Origin of the sequence: Pararhizobium sp. DWP1-1-3, assembly GCF_049896125.1 — a bacterium.
Classification (GTDB): Bacteria; Pseudomonadota; Alphaproteobacteria; order Rhizobiales; family Rhizobiaceae; genus Pararhizobium.
The window spans coordinates 43317-62071 of record NZ_JAFCTR010000016.1 but is presented as its reverse complement, the minus strand read 5'-3'; the positions used below and the strand labels follow the sequence as shown (position 1 = coordinate 62071).

Annotated in this window: 21 protein-coding genes; 13 read left to right on the top strand and 8 right to left on the bottom strand. The window is 61.1% G+C overall.

The features are described from left to right. Positions 1 to 5 precede the first annotated feature (5 nt). Positions 6 to 647: a YitT family protein gene (locus tag ACP7BS_RS24760; protein ID WP_426229450.1), complete on the bottom strand. Its 642-nt coding sequence runs from the start codon at positions 645 to 647 to the stop codon at positions 6 to 8. Positions 648 to 790: 143 nt separating this feature from the next. Between ACP7BS_RS24760 and ACP7BS_RS24755 the strand changes: the two genes are divergently transcribed. Together ACP7BS_RS24755 and ACP7BS_RS24750 are read left to right on the top strand one after the other, a co-directional pair. Further along, positions 791 to 1291 carry an RrF2 family transcriptional regulator gene (locus ACP7BS_RS24755; RefSeq protein ID WP_426240225.1) on the top strand — a complete coding sequence of 167 codons (501 nt, stop codon included), beginning with the start codon at positions 791 to 793 and terminating at the stop codon, positions 1289 to 1291. Between the two features lie 22 nt (positions 1292 to 1313). Next, positions 1314 to 1775 (top strand): carboxymuconolactone decarboxylase family protein, encoded by a 462-nt coding sequence (locus ACP7BS_RS24750; RefSeq protein ID WP_426229236.1) that lies wholly within the window; start codon positions 1314 to 1316, stop codon positions 1773 to 1775. Between the two features lie 152 nt (positions 1776 to 1927). Here the strand turns inward: ACP7BS_RS24750 and ACP7BS_RS24745 are convergent, their stop codons facing one another. Beyond that, positions 1928 to 2560 (bottom strand): YitT family protein, encoded by a 633-nt coding sequence (locus tag ACP7BS_RS24745; protein ID WP_426240224.1) that lies wholly within the window; start codon positions 2558 to 2560, stop codon positions 1928 to 1930. A gap of 204 nt (positions 2561 to 2764) precedes the next feature. Beyond that, positions 2765 to 3703 (bottom strand): tetratricopeptide repeat protein, encoded by a 939-nt coding sequence (locus tag ACP7BS_RS24740; protein WP_426240269.1) that lies wholly within the window; start codon positions 3701 to 3703, stop codon positions 2765 to 2767. Between the two features lie 162 nt (positions 3704 to 3865). On the opposite strand from ACP7BS_RS24740, the gene ACP7BS_RS24735 reads away from it, so the two are divergent. Next, positions 3866 to 4132: a DUF6460 domain-containing protein gene (locus tag ACP7BS_RS24735; protein WP_426123949.1), complete on the top strand. Its 267-nt coding sequence runs from the start codon at positions 3866 to 3868 to the stop codon at positions 4130 to 4132. A 1-nt stretch (position 4133) separates the two neighbouring features. After that, the gene (locus tag ACP7BS_RS24730) at positions 4134 to 4637 is read left to right on the top strand and encodes a CAP domain-containing protein (protein WP_426240223.1); all 504 of its coding nucleotides are present in this window, start codon (positions 4134 to 4136) and stop codon (positions 4635 to 4637) included. On the opposite strand, the gene ACP7BS_RS24725 is transcribed toward ACP7BS_RS24730, so the two are convergent. Next, complete coding sequence (locus ACP7BS_RS24725; protein WP_426240222.1) at positions 4638 to 5732, bottom strand: quinone-dependent dihydroorotate dehydrogenase; 1095 nt, start codon at positions 5730 to 5732, stop codon at positions 4638 to 4640. After that, positions 5729 to 6076, bottom strand: coding sequence for a DUF952 domain-containing protein (locus tag ACP7BS_RS24720; RefSeq protein ID WP_426240221.1), 348 nt, complete (start codon positions 6074 to 6076; stop codon positions 5729 to 5731). Before ACP7BS_RS24720 ends, ACP7BS_RS24725 begins: the two co-directional genes overlap by 4 nt. A 132-nt stretch (positions 6077 to 6208) precedes the next feature. Between ACP7BS_RS24720 and ACP7BS_RS24715 the strand changes: the two genes are divergently transcribed. Together ACP7BS_RS24715 and ACP7BS_RS24710 are read left to right on the top strand one after the other, a co-directional pair. Further along, a complete protein-coding gene (locus ACP7BS_RS24715) occupies positions 6209 to 6646 on the top strand; it encodes a hypothetical protein (protein ID WP_426240220.1) in 438 nt (145 codons plus the stop codon). A gap of 84 nt (positions 6647 to 6730) precedes the next feature. Further along, positions 6731 to 7378, top strand: a complete 648-nt coding sequence (locus ACP7BS_RS24710) for a response regulator transcription factor (RefSeq protein ID WP_426240219.1) — start codon at positions 6731 to 6733, stop codon at positions 7376 to 7378. Between the two features lie 7 nt (positions 7379 to 7385). Here ACP7BS_RS24710 and ACP7BS_RS24705 read toward each other — a convergent pair whose 3' ends face one another. From ACP7BS_RS24705 to ACP7BS_RS24695, 3 genes are read right to left on the bottom strand one after another with little or no spacing between them, the layout of a single operon-like run. Further along, positions 7386 to 7739, bottom strand: a complete 354-nt coding sequence (locus ACP7BS_RS24705; protein ID WP_426240218.1) for a helix-turn-helix domain-containing protein — start codon at positions 7737 to 7739, stop codon at positions 7386 to 7388. 14 nt (positions 7740 to 7753) lie between these two features. Next, the gene (locus ACP7BS_RS24700) at positions 7754 to 8107 is read right to left on the bottom strand and encodes a hypothetical protein (protein ID WP_426240217.1); all 354 of its coding nucleotides are present in this window, start codon (positions 8105 to 8107) and stop codon (positions 7754 to 7756) included. A gap of 42 nt (positions 8108 to 8149) precedes the next feature. Next, the gene (locus tag ACP7BS_RS24695) at positions 8150 to 11650 is read right to left on the bottom strand and encodes a PAS domain-containing hybrid sensor histidine kinase/response regulator (protein ID WP_426240216.1); all 3501 of its coding nucleotides are present in this window, start codon (positions 11648 to 11650) and stop codon (positions 8150 to 8152) included. Between the two features lie 240 nt (positions 11651 to 11890). Between ACP7BS_RS24695 and mscL the strand changes: the two genes are divergently transcribed. The 7 genes from mscL (at position 11891) to ACP7BS_RS24660 (ending at position 18747) form a co-directional block, all read left to right on the top strand. Further along, entirely contained in the window at positions 11891 to 12319 is a 429-nt protein-coding gene (gene mscL, locus ACP7BS_RS24690) for a large conductance mechanosensitive channel protein MscL (RefSeq protein WP_426229227.1), read from the top strand. A 224-nt stretch (positions 12320 to 12543) separates the two neighbouring features. Beyond that, a complete protein-coding gene (locus ACP7BS_RS24685) occupies positions 12544 to 13710 on the top strand; it encodes a pyridoxal phosphate-dependent aminotransferase (protein WP_426240215.1) in 1167 nt (388 codons plus the stop codon). Between the two features lie 94 nt (positions 13711 to 13804). After that, on the top strand, positions 13805 to 14797 hold the full coding sequence (gene galE / locus ACP7BS_RS24680; protein WP_426229225.1) for a UDP-glucose 4-epimerase GalE: 993 nt from the start codon (positions 13805 to 13807) through the stop codon (positions 14795 to 14797). A 308-nt stretch (positions 14798 to 15105) separates the two neighbouring features. Then, positions 15106 to 15876, top strand: a complete 771-nt coding sequence (rfbF, locus tag ACP7BS_RS24675) for a glucose-1-phosphate cytidylyltransferase (RefSeq protein ID WP_426229224.1) — start codon at positions 15106 to 15108, stop codon at positions 15874 to 15876. Between the two features lie 5 nt (positions 15877 to 15881). Then, complete coding sequence (rfbG, locus tag ACP7BS_RS24670) at positions 15882 to 16961, top strand: CDP-glucose 4,6-dehydratase (RefSeq protein WP_426240214.1); 1080 nt, start codon at positions 15882 to 15884, stop codon at positions 16959 to 16961. Continuing rightward, a complete protein-coding gene (locus ACP7BS_RS24665; RefSeq protein ID WP_426240213.1) occupies positions 16958 to 17521 on the top strand; it encodes a dTDP-4-dehydrorhamnose 3,5-epimerase family protein in 564 nt (187 codons plus the stop codon). The genes rfbG and ACP7BS_RS24665 overlap by 4 nt, the downstream gene beginning before the upstream one ends. After that, positions 17518 to 18747, top strand: coding sequence for a methyltransferase domain-containing protein (locus ACP7BS_RS24660; RefSeq protein WP_426240212.1), 1230 nt, complete (start codon positions 17518 to 17520; stop codon positions 18745 to 18747). Before ACP7BS_RS24665 ends, ACP7BS_RS24660 begins: the two co-directional genes overlap by 4 nt. Positions 18748 to 18755 lie beyond the last annotated feature (8 nt).

The following is an 18755-nucleotide window of genomic DNA, read 5'->3' as shown; positions in this document are numbered from 1 at the left end:
CCTTCTCACATCGCGATATAGCGGTCCTTGCGGTGGTTCATTGCCAGCGTGATGTTCATGACGACGGCACCAGCGATCGAGCAGGCGATGATATAGGGGCTAGCGAGGAAGAACGAGCAGGCGACGATGGCGCCGTCGAAGCCGAGCTGGACAAGGCCGGCGCGCCAGCCGAAACGATCCTGCAGATAAAGCGCCAGAATGCCGATGCCGCCAAGGCTGGCGCGGTGGCGGAACAGGGCGAGCAGGCCCGCCCCAACCACAAGGCCCGCAAACAGCGCGCCGATCAGCGGATCGACATGGGTGATCCCCAGCGCCCGTGGCAGGACTTCGGACATGGCCGATGTCAGGGCGACGGCGATGAAGGTTTTCACCGTGAAAGCCAGGCCCATGCGGCGGAAGGCCAGATAATAGAAGGGCAGGTTCACCACAAAGAAGCAGGCGCCGAAGCTGAAGCCGGTCGCGTAATGGACGAGAAAGGCGATGCCGGGCGTGCCGCCCGTCAAAAGCCCGGCGCTGGAGAACAGCGTGATGCCGAGAACGGCCAGCATGCTGCCGGAGATCACGCCCTGGGCGTCATCGACGATCGAATGCCGCTCGGCGCTTGAGTTCATCAAGGCCGCAAAGGCCGATTTTGCAGGGGTTGCCATCATCGTCACTGTTTCCCGTCGTCCGTATCATGTTCTTCTATCTCCCGATTTTGCGAACGCAAGCTCTGTGATGAATTTCACCGCTTGACGGCTCGAATAATCGTGGATATAAATTATCCACGATAAAAAGCGGAGGTAAGGCGATGAAGCTGGGTGAGGGGGTCGAGCAAGCTATTCACAGCGTTGCGATGCTATCCGGCCTGTCCGAGGGCGGGGTTCTGTCGGCGGCTGCGATCGCCGAGTTTCATGGTGTCTCGACCAGCTATCTGCTCAAGCATCTGCAGTCTCTCTCAGGTGCCGGTATTCTGCATACCGTGCCAGGACCAAAGGGCGGCTACCGGCTGGCACGGCCGGCGGAGAAGATCACGCTGCTCGACATCGTGCTTGCCGTCGAAGGCCCTGCACCGGCCTTCCGCTGCGGCGAAATCCGCCAGCGGGGTCCGAACCCGGTCGGCAATCATCTGTTTTCCAAGCCCTGCAATATCTCGGCCACCATGCTGAGGGCGGAGCGCGTCTACAGGGCGGAACTGGCCAAGACCACGATTGCCGACCTCGGCGTGCAACTCGCCGAAATCGACGATGGATCGATCGCAGCAAGAGGCTGCGCCTTTCTGGAAATCCACGAACGCAAAGCGGCTCGCTGAGCCCTCAACAAAGGACAAGACCATGCACCCGCGTCTCGATATGACAAAAGCATCGCCGGAAGCCTTCAAGGCCGTGTTGGCGCTTGAAAATTACGTGCAGAGTTCCGGCCTGGAGCGCCGCTTCATCCACCTGATCAAGCTGCGCGCCTCGCAGATCAACGGCTGCGCCTATTGCGTCGACATGCACGTCAAGGAATCCCGTCATGACGGCCTAAGCGAGCAGTGGATCAACCTGTTGTGCGTCTGGCGTGAATCACCAGTCTATGACGTTCGCGAGCGGGCTTTGCTCGGCTGGGTCGATGCCGTCACCAACATCGCCCAGACCGGCGCGCCGGATGATGCCTTTACTGCCTTGAAGGAGCACTTCTCGGATGCGGAGATCGCCATCATTACCGTGACGATCGGCGCCATCAACGTCTGGAATCGGCTGGCCGTCAGCTTCCGTTCGCAGCATCCGCTGGACAAGGTGGCAAAGGCCGCGTGAGAAACCTCTTCTCCCCAGCGGGGAGAAGTGCCGAGCGACTGCGAGGCGATGAGGGGGCTTCGGCGAAGCCGAGGCATGCTAAAGCGCTTCAGACGAGCCACCCCCTCATCTGTCCTCCGGACATCTTCTCCCCAGCGGGGAGAAGAGGAAGATCAAAGCGCGATATAGCGGTCGGCGCGGTGGTTGATCGTCAGGAACAGATTGAGCACGACGGCACCAAGCACCGAGTAAAACACGACCGGCGGCGTGGTGACGAAGAAAGCGGCTGCCAGCACGCAGAGATCGATGGCAAGCTGCACCAGACCGGCGCGGATGCCGAAGCGCTCCTGCACATAGATGCCGAGAATGCCGACGCCACCGAGGCTGGCGCGGTGGCGATAGAGCGCCAGAACACCGTAACCCAAAAGCAGACCGCCGAGCAGGGCCGCCCAGGCGGGATGAATGCTGGCAATCTCGAACACCTGGCTTTGCACATTGGTCAGAGCTGAGGTGATGGCGATGGCGATGAAGGTTTTTACCGTGAAGGCCATGCCGAGGCGCTTCCACGACAGATAGAAGAACGGCAGGTTGAGCACGAAGAAGGCAAGACCGAAATTGATGCCGAGCGCATAATGCAAAAGAAAGGCGACGCCGGCGGTGCTGCCTGTCAAAAGTCCGGCACTGGCAAGCACATAGAGACCGAGGGCTGCAACGAGGCTGCCCGAAAAAATGCCCTGCACGTCCTCGACGGGTGTGTGGCGCGTCGCGCTTGTGTTCAAGAAGCCAAGGGCATTGACGATGCTCATGTCGCGATCTCCGAAGACGGCCAGGCGGCGCCCGAGTAAACCTCGAACGGCCGTGAAGGGAATGAATGAAGGTGCAGATGCGCCGGCAGTCCTTCGACCGTGGCGCCTGTGTGCAGTGCAGCAATTATCGGGAATCTGTCCGTCGCAATCAAGTGAAATACGTAAGCAATGCTGACCTATTTCAACTTCGCAACAAAACTGCGTTCACGCCGATCTGCGCGTAAGGAACAGAATGCCGAACACCGGTTTGCCGCCATCATTGCGAATGGCGGTTTTGCTGATCGCGAGAATATCAAGCCCAAAGCGCTTGCAGAGGCTCTGGATATAGGTTTCCGAGTGGGCGTAGCGCAGCGACGGCCGCAGAATAAAATCGCCCTCCACATCGGCATCCTCGACGGAAAAGGCGAACAGGCCGCTGCTGCCCAAGAGTTGCGACGCGATGACGAAGACGCTGTCGAGATTGCCGAGATACATCAAGACGTCGGCGGCGCTGACCAGATCGGCACGGTGGTCCGGCATGTCCGAAAACAGCCCGGAGGTTTCCGGCGGCATCGAAAGGTCGGCTTGCGCCAGACGGTCGTAACAGCCCTTGCCCTCCGCTTTTGCCAGCATGTTGGCGGACAGGTCGAACCCTTCCAGCCGATTCGCCTTGTCGCGGATGCGCTCGCCGAACAGGCCGGTGCCGCAGCCGAGGTCGATCACATTGGCAAACCGCGCTTCGCCCGTGTGGCCGGTAATCAGTGCTGCCAGCTTTTCCGGAACGGTATAATCCAGCTTTTCGACCAGTGCCTTGTCGAAGCGGTCGGCATAGTCGTCGAACAGTTGTGCGACGTAGAGGCTCGACGGCTGATCGGGTGTTTCGGCGCCGCCGAGAAGGGCAAGTTTCAGGCCGGCGCCAAAGATATCGTCCGGGTTGAGGGTGAGAACTTTGCGCAAGGCCGCGATGGCCGCCTCTTTGCGGCCGGATTTCTCCTCATAGTCGGCAAGACGGAACCAGCCGGCCGCCCAATCGGGCACAAGCTCCAGCGCCTGCGTCATCAAATCGGCGGCATCCGCATGATCGCCGCTATCGGCAAGCATATGGGCATATTCGGCGCGGCGGTCGGCGATGAGATCGCCGGAGGAAAGCTGGTTGAGCGACATGGTTCCGGGTCTCGATTGCGCGCCGCCGATCGACGGTCTGGGCTTCACGCGCTTGTCGCGTGGGACTGTAGAAATGGCAAGCGGCGATTTGACGGCAATGTTGACGGCTTGCGGCAGGGGCCATGGCGGCCTATGTGAAGAAAAACAGGAGAATCATGGGCCATGGCCGATGGAGTGAACAGGTTTCTGGGCGATTCGCCCCTTCGGGTGCTCGTCAAGCTGTTGGTGGTCTCGGTCATCGTCGGCTTTGTCATGGCCGTTTTCGGCTGGACACCCTATGGCATCTTCTACACGGTTCGGGATTTCATCCTCGATCTCTGGCATTCCGGCTTCGCAGCCCTTGGCCGCGTCGGCGATTACCTGCTGCTCGGTGCGGCCGTGGTGATCCCGGTCTTCATCATCCTGCGCGTCCTGAGCTACCGGCGGTAACATGCACGATCAGAATTTCACTGCCTCCCGGCGGACGTTCCTGCGGGCCGGTGCCCTGCTTTCGATCGGTATGCTCGCCAGCTGCGGCACGCCCAAGGTGACACCGAGCGGCAATGGCAGCGACCAGACCGATGCCACGCTCGGCTACATCAACGCGCTCAGAAAACAAAAGGGCCTGAAGCCGCTGGCCCGCGATCCGGCGGCAGCGCAAGCGGCCCTGTCGCAGGCTTCCCGCATGGCCAAGGCCGGAAAGATGTCGCACCTGATCGGCATGGGCGACAGTTTCCTGTCGCGCATGAAGGGCGGCGGCGTGGCGCTGCCTGCAGCCGAAAACATCGCCATGGGCCAGGACAGCGCCGAAAAGGCCTATGCCGCCTGGTTCCACTCGCCCAAGCACCTGGAGAACATGCTGGGCCCGAACTATAGTGGCCTCGGCGTCGCCGTGATGCGCAACCCCGCTTCCGGAAACCGGCCCTATTGGGCCATGGTGCTCTCGACCGGCTGATCAGGTTCGGGCGTCTTTGGACGCCCAATAATCCGTCCGGCTGCCGCGGATGTCGCTGATCGAGGTCAGCGCTTCGCGGTCGCAAAGCGCCGACAGGCCGCGGACGATCTTGCCCGGCAGTAGTGGCCCTTCATAGACCATGCAGGAATAGAGCTGGACGAGATTGGCGCCGGCGCGGATTTTTTCCGCCGCCGTTTCGGCCGACGAGACGCCGCCGACGCCGATGATCGGCAGGTCGGGACCGACGCGCTTGCGCATCTTGGCCAGCACGATGGTGGATTTTTCAAACAGAGGCTTGCCGGAAAGACCGCCGCTTTCCTTGGCCTGCCGCTGGTCCTTCAGCCCGTCGCGCGACAGCGTCGTGTTGGAGACGATCAGGCCGTCGAGATGATGGGCCAGCGCCACGGAGGCGATATCGTCCATGCCCTCTTCGGTCAGATCCGGCGCGATCTTCAGGAACACCGGCACGCGGCTACCGGCCTTTTTGGCTTCGTCGTCGCGGGCGGCAAGGACGGCGGCGAGCAGGGCCGCAAGGCTTTCGCGCGCCTGCAGATCGCGCAGGCCCGGCGTGTTCGGCGAGGAGATATTGGCGGTGAAATAGCGGGCGACGCCGTAGAACATGCGGATGCCGGTGACGTAATCGGCGATCCGATCGGCGCTGTCCTTGTTGGCGCCGATATTGACGCCGATCATCGCCTTGCGATCACAGGCCTTGAGGCGCTGGAGTGCGGCCTGATGGCCCTCATTGTTGAAGCCGAGGCGATTGATGACGGCCTGATCCTCGACCAGCCGGAAGATGCGCGGCTTGTCGTTGCCGGCCTGCGGTTTTGGCGTGACGGTGCCGATCTCGGTAAAGCCGAAGCCAAGTCTCAGCAGCGCTTCCGGCACGTCTGCATTCTTGTCGTAACCGGCGGCAAGGCCGATCGGGTTGGCAAAGGCGAGGCCGGCGACGGTCTGCGCCAGGCGGGGGTCTGCGGGGGCGGCGCAGGCCGGAACGAGACCGGTCTTCAGCCCCTTGATCGACAGGCCGTGGGCAGCCTCCGGATCAAGCAGGAAAAGGCCACGACGGGCCAGCGACTGGAAGACGTCGATCATTGGTCAAGCTCCGGGAAGACATGGTTGCCATCAGCGCCGCGCGGCAGCGGCTTTTCCCAGATGGCCGTATCGAGCGGCAAGGCGGCGTAGAGATGCGGAAACAAGGCGCCACCGCGCGATGTCTCGTACACCAGCGCTTGGCCCAGCTTTTCGCCATCGACGGCGACAAGCAGCAGGCCGTCCTGACCGGCGAAATACAGGGCGGCGGTCTGCTTGACCTGATCGGCGGTCGAAAAATGGATGTAACCATCGGTCAGATCGATCGGAGCGCCCTTGAATTCTCCGCTTTCGCGCGCATCCTGCCATAGAGTTGCCGGAACGATTTTGTAGATAATGCTGCGCATGCCGCCGTTTCCTGAAAGCCTGGACGATATCCTTTGCGGGATTGCCGCAATCTTCTGCGAATGTCCACCGGCAAGCGTGACGGGATCCTGATTTTTTGGGATCAGCGGAATTTGTCGAGCAAGGAGAATGCAATGAACAGGATGCTGATGCCGGTAGTAATCCTTGGCGGCGTGTTTGCGGCTTTTGCAGCCCTGGCACAGGAGCCGGCGCCCGGGCGTTATGCCATGCAGAAGACCGATAGTGGCATCGCGCGGCTGGATACGCAGACCGGCGAGGTCTCGCTCTGCCAGGAAAAGAACGGCGACATCGTCTGCCGGATGGCGGCCGACGAGCGCACCGCCTTTGAGCTGGAACTCGATTTGCTGACCAAACGCGTGGAAACTCTGGAAAAGACCGCCTCGGAAGGCCCCTTGGGCATCAAACCAAGGCTTCCGACGAAGGAAGAGATTGACCAGACGATGGGCGTCATGGAAAGAATGATGCGCAGTTTCATGGGAATTGTGAAAGATCTGGAAAGCGAGGAAAAGCCACCGTCCGACAAGACGGAGGACGTGCCTCAGAAGACCTGACCGGATCTGGACGGCACAGCGGACGAATTGGAGGATTTTTCCGCCGTGACGGGCCTTGCGGCCGTGCTCTTGGGAGGGAGCGTCATGACGTCAGGATTGACCATCATCATTGCGGACGATCACCCGCTGTTTCGCGGCGCCATGCGCCAGGCCTTAGCGGGCATGCCCGGCAACCCGGCGATCATCGAGGCCGGTGATTTCACCTCGGCGCGGCAGGCGGCGATCGACAATATGTCGGTCGATCTGATGCTGCTCGATCTGACCATGCCGGGTGTCAGCGGGCTTTCGGGGCTGATTGCGCTTCGGGCCGAATTCCAGAGCCTGCCGGTCATGATCGTTTCTGCCCATGACGACCCGGCGACCATCCAGCGCGCGCTCGAACTCGGCGCCTCGGGTTTCCTCTCCAAATCCGCAGGCATCGACGAAATCCGCCAGGGGATCGATACGGTCATGGCCGGCAATATCTTTACGCCACCGGGCTTTCAGCGCGGCATGGAGCACGAGCCGGAAGTGGCGGCATTGCTGCACCGGCTGCAGACGCTCACCCCGCAGCAATCCCGCGTGCTTGGCATGCTGGCCGAAGGCCTGCTCAACAAGCAGATCGCCTACGAACTCGGGGTCTCCGAGGCGACCATCAAGGCGCATGTCTCGGCGATCCTGTTGAAGCTCAACGTCGATAGCCGCACGCAGGCGGTCATTCAGCTGGGCAAGATTTCGGCTGTGGCTGCGTAGGAGCAGCCTAACGCCCCGTCGCCTGTTTTGCAGGGGCGATATTCGTGTTGATATCGCCGCGCGCCTGGCCCGATTGTTGGATGTCGATGACGATGTCCCTGCCGAGCAGGGACAGCGCGCGCATAAGTCGCCAGACGGAGTAGTCGCCGACATTGCCGTTGACGATTCTTGAGATGTCCGGCTGCTTCAGGTTGGTCAGTTCCGCAGCGGCTTTCTGGCTTAGAACCTTGTCTTCGATGGCAAGAGCAATCTCATTCGACAGCAGAAACTTGACCCTCATTTCCGCAGGGTCGCTATAGCCGCGGTCCTTGAGATAGTTTCCGCTTCCCAATTTGGCCGGTCCGGCTGCAGGGTCCGTCATTGTTTTCACCTATGTCAATTCTCTTCGCTTTTGCCGCGCATCGTAACGTTCGCGTAGCAATGCCCAATTTCCGGCATAAAACTGATCTGCCTGACGTTTTCTCTCCAAGAGCCGAGCAACCTGTTCCGCCGGAATTTCGCCGTCCTTTTTGTGTTGCTGTCGTGGAAGACGCGGAGTTCTTCGATCCCCTTCGCATTTCCCGATAGCGCCTGATGATGCCTGGCAGGCAGGCGTCGAAGGTTCTGTACCGCAGTTATCCGTGCATCGAATGCTTCAACCACTTCCGTCGGTTGGGAAAGGTAATCGTCTTCGACACGCTGCGACAGGAAGATCACCTCTTTAATATCGATTGCATCGTCCGATGTCATAAGCGAACCAATATAGCAAATTCACTATAAAATCAATTTTGTTTATTCCGCCGCTGCCTTCATCGACACCGACAGCTGCGTCAGCCAGGCTCGCATCGAGGCCGGGCGGACGGGTTTGTTTTGCAGGGTGATTCCGTCGCGTTCTGCGCTGGCCCGCACTTCCGGAGAGCGGTCGGCGGTGACCAACAATGATGGGATGTCGGTACCGAAATAGAGCCGGATGGCGCGGATCATGTCGATGCCGGTGCCGTCATCGAGGTGATAGTCGGCAATGATCGCGTCGGGGCGCAGGTCATGGGCGGTCAGGCCCTGCTGCCAGATATCGAGAGAGGGCGTGGTGGTCACATTGCAGCCCCAGCCCTCGAGCAGCAGCTTCATGCCCTCCAGGATCAGCGGCTCGTTGTCGATGCACAGCACACGCAGGCCATGCAGAGGCTCGGCAGTGCGCAGCAGTTCGGACGGCGCAGCCTTGACGCTTCCGGCGGCCGTGCGGTCGATCGGCATCCGCACGCGGAAGCGCGTGCCTTTGCCGGGTTTGGATTGCAGGTCGACGCTGTGGTTGAGAACGCGCGAGATGCGGTCGACGATCGACAGGCCGAGTCCAAGGCCCGCAGCCGTCTTGGCGCCCTCGTCGAGCCGGGCGAATTCCTTGAAAACCGTGCGGAACTTGGACGCCGGGATGCCGATGCCGGAATCGAGCACCTGGATGATCGCATCGCCACCCTCGCGGCGCACGCCAACCAGCACCTTGCCGGTCAGCGTGTATTTGATGGCGTTGGAGACGAGGTTCTGCACCAGGCGGCGCAAGAGATTTGGGTCGGTGCGCACCGTCAGCGATGTCGGCATGACGGTCAGCTTGAGGTTTGCGGCGCGGGCGACCGGTGCGAAATCGGTCTCGATGCGCCGCAAGAGGTCGTTGAGCGGTACGGATTGCAGGCGCGGCTTCATCGCACCGGTATCGAGCCGGGAAATGTCGAGAACGGCGCCGAGAATGGTTTCGACCGATTCCAGCGATGAATCGATGTTCTGCACCAGCACGCTGTTTTCCGATTCGCCGAGACGCTCGACCAGCGAGGACGAATAGAGGCGGGCGGCATTCAGTGGCTGCAGGATATCGTGGCCGGCAGCGGCGAAGAAACGGGTCTTGCCGATATTGGCCTCTTCGGCAGCAGCCCGGGCCTCGGCCACCTCCTTGTTGACGCGGGTGAGTTCGCCGGTGCGTTCGGCAACGCGCAATTCCAGCGTCTCGTTCGCCTGCTTCAGCGCCATGTCTGCCGCAACGCGCTGGGTAATGTCGGTATAGGTGGTGACGATGCCCTTGTCGGGCATGGCATTGGTGCGCACCTCGATGATGCGCGCGCCGCCGGAAAGTTCGAGCAGGAAGGGTTTGTCGAGCGTCAGGAAGTTGGCAATCAACCGCTTGCCGTCGTCCTTGCGGATATCCCCGCGCTGCGTCAGCATCGAGACGATATCCGCCAGCGGGAATCCGACCTGACCGGCGGTTTCCGGCAGGTCGAGCAGCTGGCGGAAGCGGCGGTTCCAGATGATCAGGTTGTTGGAACTATCAAAGACGGCGATGCCCTGATCCATCTGCGACAGCGCCGTCTGCAGCATGTCCTGATTGTATTGCAACGCCTCCGATGCCTGGTCGAGCAGCCAGGCGGTATCCGACGAGGTGTCGTCCAGCCGCTGCAGCACCAGCGACAGGACCAGCCGGGCGGAGGACGAGCCGATGGCGCTGCCAAGCAGCTGTTCGGAAAAATGGATCAACCCCATATCGGCCGGCAGGTGATCCTCCAGCCAGCGGCCCGACTGGCGCTCATAGGTCTGGAAGGAGCGCTGCATCCGTTCCTGGCCGAGATAGCGGGCAATCGTGGTTTTGAGGTCGAGCACGGTGATCTTGGTCTTGCGGCCGCGAAATGCCTTTTCAGTGCGCGATTTGCGGCGGATGAACACGCCTGCCTGTAGCCGCTCCAGCGGTTTTGGTGCCCGGGTGAGCGAGCCGATGACATAAGCGAGCACGTTGACCAGCAGGCTGAGCGCCGAGGCATTGACCAGCGGATCGGCTGCCGGTCCGGAAAAGATGGAGGTGAACGGGAAAAGGAAACCGAGAACGGTTGCCGCGACATGCGAATTGTCCGGTCCGCCGAGGCTCGGCAGAAACAGCAGATAGGCCCAGACGATGAAGCCGAGCGTCATGCCCGCAATCGCGCCTCGGGCGTTTGCCTGGCGCCAGACAAGGCCGCCGAACAAGGCCGGTGCCATTTGAGAGATGGCGGCAAAGGCAAGAAGGCCAAGCGAGGCGAGGCCCGAACTCATGTCGGCGGAGCGGTAGTAGGCGTAACCGAGCAGCAGAACCACGAAGATCGCCGTGCGCCGGACGTTGAGCAATGTGCCGGCCACATCCTGCGAGCCACCGCGGCCCATCAGGTTGCGCCGCAGGAACACCGGCATGATGATATCGTTGGAAATCATGATCGACAGCGCCACGGACGCGACGATGACCATGGCCGTCGCTGCGGAAAACCCGCCGATGAAGGTGATCATGGTCAGGACCGGCATGTCGGCGGCCAGCGGCAGCGTCAGCAGATAAAGGTCGGCATCGCCGCTGCCGGCGAATGTCAGCACGCCGGCAATCGCGACAGGCAGCACGAACAGGTTGATGGCCACGAGGTAGATCGGAAACAGGATGCCTGCGGTGCGCAGGTCCTTTTCCGTGCGGTTCTCGACCACCGTCACATGGAACTGCCGGGGCAGCATGATGATGGCGAAGGAGGACAGAACGATCAGCAGGATCCAGCGCGGCAGCGGCGTCTGGTAGTTCAGCGCCGTCATCACCTGCTGGTTGGCAAGAGCTTTCGCCCACAGGTCGCTCGGGCCGTCGAACAGGAAGAAGATCACATAGATCCCGGCGGTGACCAGAGCCAATAGCTTGACCACTGATTCCATGGCGATTGCCAGGATCAACCCGTCCTGATGCTCGGTCGCATCGGTATGGCGCGTGCCGAAAACGATGGCGAAACAGGCAAGGAAAAGCGTCACCAGTAGCGGCAGGTCGATGAAGTCCTGGCCGGAACCGATGCCATAGCCGCTGGTATCGACCATCGCCGATACCGAACTCGACACGGCCTTGAGCTGCAGCGCTATATAAGGAATGGCGCCGATCAAGGAGATCAGCGCGACGATGGCGGCAACCATCGGGTTCTTGCCGTAGCGCGCGGCGATGAAATCGGCAACCGAGGTCAGTTTCTCAGCCTTGGCGAGCGCGATGATCCGGCGGATGACCGGCAGACCGATGGTGAACATCAGGATAGGGCCGATATAAATGCCGGTGAATTCCAATCCGCGCTCGGCAGCAAGACCGACGCCGCCGAAATAGGTCCAGGATGTGCAATAGATTGCCAGGCTCAAGGCATAGACCAGCGGCCTGCCTCTGCCGGCAGGATCGGTCTTGCGCGCCTTGCGATCGCCATAGCTTGCCACCGCAAACAGCAGCAGCAGATAGGCGAAGGCGGCCCCGAAAATGATCGAGCCCGTGAGCATATCTCCTCCTTGTCCTCCACCAGAGCATAGGACAAGACGGATGCGAAGAAAATCGGCCCGGCCTAAGCCTTAAGTCAAAGAAACCGCAACTCTTTTTCAGGGCTCCGCGACCGATATATGCAAGGCTAATTTCGATTGCGTGATTTACATGATTTTGATTTCGGTTAGCATCCGGCCTGTACCCGGTTGCGTAGGAACAGGCCGCCGCAGCTGGTTTCAGTCTTAGACAAGGAGAGAGTAATGATAAATGAATTCAAGGCGTTTATTGCCCGGGGCAATGTCATGGACCTTGCGGTCGGTATCATCATCGGTGGCGCGTTCACGCTGATCGTCAATTCGCTGGTCAACGACATCATCATGCCGGTCATCGGTGCCATCACGGGCGGCCTGGATTTTTCCAATTTCTTCTTCCCGCTCTCCAGCACAGTAACGGCGACCTCGCTTGCTGCGGCACGCGAGCAGGGCGCAGTCTTTGCCTATGGCAACTTTCTGACCGTGGTGATCAACTTCCTCATTCTCGCCTGGATCATTTTCCTGATGGTCAAGGCCGTCAACAAGATGCGCGTTTCGTTGGAAAAGCAGAAGAACGAAGAGCCGGCAGCACCGCCACCGGTGGACGTTCAGCTTCTCACCGAAATCCGCGATCTCCTGAAAACACAGCGCGTATAAGACGCGTTTCGCGATCGTCAGGCCGGTGTCGATACATCACCAGAATCGATAAATCCGTCACCGAATATCGCGTGATCGTGATGTGAAAAACAGGTAGAAGCGGCGGGCAACTAGAGCGCCGCGCGCCCGATTGGGCGCACAAAAGGTGCTCTAGTATTTTTTAGCTGCGCATAACCGCGAAAATCGGTTCCAATTTTCGGGGTTATGCGCGAGGGAGCCCGCCGATGACCATACTTGCCAGCCTCAGCCCCCGATCGCTTTCTGCCCCTGAAAGCGGCATTGTCGAACTGGTGAATTATGCGCGCGGGCGCGACGGGCTCATTCCGCTCTGGGCGGGCGAGGGCGATCTGCCGACGCCGGATTTCATCTCGCAAGCGGCCCAGGATTCGCTGAAAGCCGGCGAGACCTTCTACACCTGGCAGCGCGGAATCCCGACATTACGCGAGGCGCTGTCGCGCTATTACCAGCGGCATTTCGCCAAAACGCTGTCGCCGGACAATTTCTATGTGACCGGTTCCGGCATGCAGGCCATCAAGCTTGCCATCGAGGCCGTGACCTCGCCGGGCGACGAGATGGTATTCCTGACCCCGGCCTGGCCAAACTTTGCCGCCAGCGCCGAATTGTCCGGCGTGCGTGCCGTCGCCGTGCCGCTGAGCTTCGAGGACGGCAAATGGCAGATCGACATCGGCAAGCTCGAGGCGGCGATCACGGAAAAGACGCGGGCTCTGTTCGTCAATACGCCCTCCAATCCAACCGGCTGGACGGCCACGCATGACGACCTGAAGGCCATTCTGGCACTGGCGCGCAAACATGGTCTTTGGATCATCGCCGACGAGATCTATGCGCTCTATTCCTACAATGGCGATCGCGCCCCGTCCTTCCTCGACGTGATGGAGGAGGACGAGCGCATCCTGTTCGTCAATTCGTTTTCGAAGAACTGGTCGATGACCGGCTGGCGGGCCGGCTGGATCGTGGCGCCGCCGGCGATCGGCCAGGTGCTGGAAAACCTGATCCAGTATTCGACATCGGGCGTAGCCCAGTTCATCCAGGCGGGTGCTGTGGTGGCGCTGGACCAGGGGGATGCGTTCGTCGCGGAAAACGTCGCCAAGGCCGCCCGTTCACGCGACCTTTTGTGCGATGCGCTGATCGCCACCAACCGGGTGCAGACCTTGAAACCGGACGGGGCGATCTACGCCTTCCTGAAGATCGATGGCGTCACCGATGCCCGGCGTGCAGCGCTGGATATCGTCGACAAGACCGGGGTTGGCCTCGCACCCGGCACCGCCTTCGGCGAGGGCGGATCGCTGTTCATGCGTGCCTGTTTTCTGCGTGATCCCAGGCAGATCGCCATCGCTGCCGAACGGCTGGCTGGCTATATCGCCGCACTCTGAACCGCCTTCGGCTGCTGTGCAGCGCACAAAAGTCTTGTGAAACGCGTCGCGAACGGGTTTTATCCCGCTCACTTGAACAGCGCAGGAGCAGGCAATGGCGGTATTGGTAACGGGCGGCGGCGGATATATCGGCAGCCACATGGTCTGGGCATTGCTCGATGCGGGCGAACAGGTCGTCGTCATCGACCGCCTGTCGACCGGCTTTCGCTGGGCAATCGCACCCGAAGCCCGTTTTTACGAAGGCGATATTGCCGACACGGCCCTGATGCAGCAGATCTTTGCCGACAACGACATCGACTCCATCATCCATTTCGCCGGCTCGATCGTCGTGCCGGAATCGGTCGCCGATCCGCTCGGCTATTACGAGAACAACACCGTCAAATCGCGCAGCCTGATCGCCAGCGCGGTCGAGGCGGGTATCCCCTATTTCGTGTTTTCCTCGACGGCTGCCGTCTATGGAACGCCGGACGTGCTCGAACCGGTGACGGAAAGCGTCAACCTTAAGCCGGAATCGCCTTACGGTTCATCGAAGCTGATGACCGAGATCATGCTGCGCGACACCGCGGCCGCACATGCCTTCACCTATACGGCGTTGCGTTATTTCAACGTCGCCGGTGCCGATCCGAAGGGACGCAGCGGCCAATCCTCCGCACTGGCCACCCATCTGATCAAGGTTGCCTGCGCCACCGCGCTTGGCAAACGCCAGTCGATGAGCGTGTTCGGAACCGATTATCCGACCCCGGACGGAACCTGCGTGCGCGACTATATCCATGTCTGGGACCTGGTTCAGGCGCATTTGAAGGCCCTGCAGCGCATGCGCGCCGGTGGCGGGTCGCTGGCGGCCAATTGCGGTTACGGCCACGGCTTTTCCGTGCTCGAAGTGCTCGATGCCGTGCGCCACGTGCACGGCGAAGATTTTCCGGTGACGTTTTCGGAGCGTCGTGCAGGAGACCCGGCGATGATCGTCGCCAATCCGGCGCTGGCCAAGCAGGAGCTTGGATGGGTACCGCAATATGACGATCTGAACGGCATCATCCGCAGTGCGCTGGATTGGGAATTGCATCTGATGCGGAAAAATTCCTTCTAAGATACAGTCGGTTCGGTGTCTTTCTGACGCTGACGTAGGGTCGCCAAGCGCAAAGCCGGGCGACCTCTCCAGTTTGACGACAGTTTCACCCTCTAGGGTACCGGTCAGAATAGACTGACTGGACCCGGAGCATGATGGAGTTTTCGCGCCTTAAAGACCGTATGACTGCAAGGCTTCTGGCATTGCAGTCGAAGGCGGCACATGGGCCTGGTGATGCTCGATCGCGGGCCGGCCGCATTTCTGCTTCCTCTCGCCAAGTCATCGCCGGCACTGCTCGCGATCGTCTTTGCGTCTAACGGGAGGGGCGGATGAAAGCTGTCATTCTTGCCGGCGGCCTGGGGTCGCGCATCGCCGAAGAAACCCATCTGAAGCCGAAGCCGATGATCGAGATCGGTGGACGGCCGATCCTCTGGCATATCATGAAGCTCTACTACGCCCACGGCGTGCGTGATTTCATCATCTGCTGCGGTTTCAAAGGCTATGTGATCAAGGAGTATTTCGCCAATTACGGCCTGCACATGTCGGACATCACCTTCGATCTGTCGCAGAATTCGATCGAATTTCACCGTCAGAGCGCCGAGAATTGGCGCGTCACGTTGGTCGACACGGGCGAAAGCTCGATGACCGGTGGCCGCCTCAAGCGGGTCGCGTCCTACCTCAAGGATGAGGAGGCTTTCTGCTTCACCTATGGCGACGGCGTCAGCAACGTCGATATCGGCAAGACCATTGCCTTCCACAAAACCCACGGCAAGCAGGCGACCGTGACCGCCGTCCGGCCGCCGGCACGCTATGGCGCGCTGCAGCTGGAAGGCACCGAAGTCCAGGGCTTCATCGAAAAGCCGGAAGGCGAAGGCGGTTTCATCAACGGCGGTTTCTTCGTGCTTTCCCCCCGCGTCATCGACCGGATCGAGGCGGATCATTCAAGTTGGGAAGGCGATCCATTGATGGGACTGGCCAGAGAGGGCGAGTTGCAGGCCTATTTCCACGACGGCTTCTGGCAGCCGATGGATACGCTGCGCGACAAGAACCACCTTGAAAGTCTATGGCAGAGCGGCGCCCCGCCGTGGAAGAGCTGGTGATATCTATGACAAACGAATTCTGGCGCGGAAAACGGGTGCTCGTCACCGGCCATACCGGCTTCAAGGGCAGCTGGCTGTCGCTTTGGCTGCGCGAACTGGGCGCCGACGTCTCGGGCCTTTCGCTGGCTCCGCAGACGGAGCCTTCCCTGCATCTGCTGCTCGGCGGCGGCATGGAGGGGCCGGGCATCATCGATATCCGCGATCGCGATGCCGTCACCCATCATGTGCTGAAGACCAAGCCACAGGTCGTCTTTCATCTGGCAGCGCAGGCTTTGGTGCGGGCGGGATACCGCAATCCGGCCGAAACCTACGATATCAACGTCATCGGCACAGCCAATCTGCTCGATGCCCTGCGGGTCTCGGAGGATGTGCGCTCGATCGTCGTGGTGACCACCGACAAGGTCTACCACAATGCCGAGACCGGCCTTGCCTTCATGGAGAGCGATCCGCTCGGCGGCCACGATCCCTACAGCGCCAGCAAGGCGGCAGCGGAGATCGTCGCGGCGAGCTATCGCGCCTCGTTCTTTGCCGCCCGCAAAATCGGTCTTGCCACGGCGCGCGCCGGCAATGTCATCGGCGGCGGTGATTGGGCCGAAGACCGGCTGATCCCGGATGCGGTGCGGGCATGGCAGCGTGGCGAAACATTGCAGGTGCGCCGTCCACGCGCCGTGCGTCCCTGGCAGCACGTGCTTGAGCCACTCGGCGGATATATGAGATTGGCGGAGCGCCTATGGCAGATGCCGGATGGTCCCGAGAGCTACAATTTCGGTCCGGATCACGGCGAGGCCGCCTCCGTCGGCGCCGTGCTGAAAATGGCCGAGCGGCATTTTGGCGGCGGCGCCATGGTTCTCGGCGATGGCACGGATGGTCCGCACGAAGCGGGCTACCTGGTGCTCGACAGTGCCAAGGCACGCGCCGATCTCGGCTACCAGCCGCGCTGGCGGCTAGTGGAAACCGTCAAGCGGACGATGGAGTGGTATAGAGCGCAAGGGCAGGGACAGGCGGCGCTTGACTTGTGCCTCGGCGATATCCGCGATTTTGCCGGACTTGCCACCAAGGACGAACCTTTGCGGGCGGCCGGATGAGCGCGCGGTTCACGGCGCACCAAACGCCGCTCCAGGGGCTTTGCGTCATCCGCCGCAAAACCATGTCGGACGATCGCGGCTTTCTGTCGCGGCTGTTCTGCGAAGAAGACCTTGCGGCCTTCGGCTGGCAGGGGCGCATCGCACAACTGAACGAGACCGGCACGCTCCACAGGGGCACGGTGCGCGGCATGCACTTCCAGATGCCGCCGCATGCCGAGATCAAGCTCGTCACCTGCACCCGTGGCCGCATCCTCGACATCGCCGTCGATATCCGGGCGCACTCGCCGACGTTTCTGCAGCATTTCGCCGTCGAGCTGTCCGAAGACAATGCCTGTTCGCTGCTGATCCCCAAGGGTTTCGCGCATGGCTTTCAGGCGCTGACCGATGCCGTGCGGATGATCTATGCCCATTCAGAGCCTTATGCGGCGTCTTCCGAGGGGGGCCTCAATCCGCAGGACCCCGCACTCGGCATCGACTGGCCTTTGCCGGTCGCCAACCTGTCGCCGCGCGATGCGGCGCATCCTTTGCTGTCGCCGGACTATCGTGGAGTAGCCGCATGAAATGCCGTCACTGCGGATCGACGCATATGGTGCCCTTTCTCGACCTCGGCACCGCGCCGCCGTCGAATTCCTATGTCAATGCCGGTGAACGGCATCTGCCGGAACTCTGGTATCCGCTGGTGATCCGCTGCTGCCAGGAATGCCGCCTGGTGCAGACCGAGGATTTTGCCGATCGCGAGACGTTCTTTTCCTCGAGCTATGCCTATTTCAGCTCGTTTTCGACCTCCTGGCTTGAGCATGCCAAGCGCTATGTCGCCGATATGCAGGCCCGTTTCGGCCTGACCCAAGCCTCCCATATCGTCGAGGTCGCCGCCAATGACGGCTATCTCTTGCAATATGCCAGGGAGCGCGGCATTGGCTGCCTCGGTATCGAACCCACGGCAAGCACTGCTGCGGCTGCGCGGGCGAAGGGTATCGAGATCGTCGAGGAATTCTTCGGCGCGGAACTCGGCGAAAAACTTGCGGCGGAAGGCCGTTCCGCCGATCTGACGGCCGCCAACAATGTGCTCGCCCACGTGCCCGATATCAACGATTTCGTTGCCGGCTTTACGCGGTTGCTGAAGCCAAACGGCGTCGCGACCTTCGAGTTTCCGCACCTGCTGAACATGGTGCGCGAGGCGCAGTTCGACACCGCTTATCACGAACACTATTCCTACCTGTCGCTGACATCCGTCAGCCGCGTCTTTGAAGCCAACGGCCTGTCCGTCTTTGACGTCGAAACGACGCCTTGGCATGGCGGCAGCCTGCGGGTGTTTGCGCAGCGCAGCGACAGCGGCAAACATCCGGTCACCGCGGCCGTGGCGGCAACGCTCGCCGAAGAGCAGGCTGCCGGCATGCTCACGGATGCCTTCTACACGGACTTCCAGGCGGCGGCGCAAACCGTGCGCGATGGCTTCCTGACCTTCCTGATCGACAGCCGGCGGGCCGGCCTGAAAGTCGCAGCCTATGGCGCTGCGGCCAAGGGCAACACGCTGCTCAACTTCTCCGGCGTCAAGCCTGACCTCTTGCCGTTCGTCGTCGACAAGAACCCCGCCAAGCAGGGCCTGCTGCTTCCCGGCAGCCGTATCCCGATTGTCACGGAAGAATTTCTCAAAGCCGAAAAACCGGAAAGAGTGGTGATACTGCCATGGAACCTTCAAGCCGAAATCAGACAGCAACTTTCGTATATCAGCGATTGGGGTGGCAAGTTCGTGACAGCGGTACCGACGCTGACGGTGCATCCATAGCGGACGGC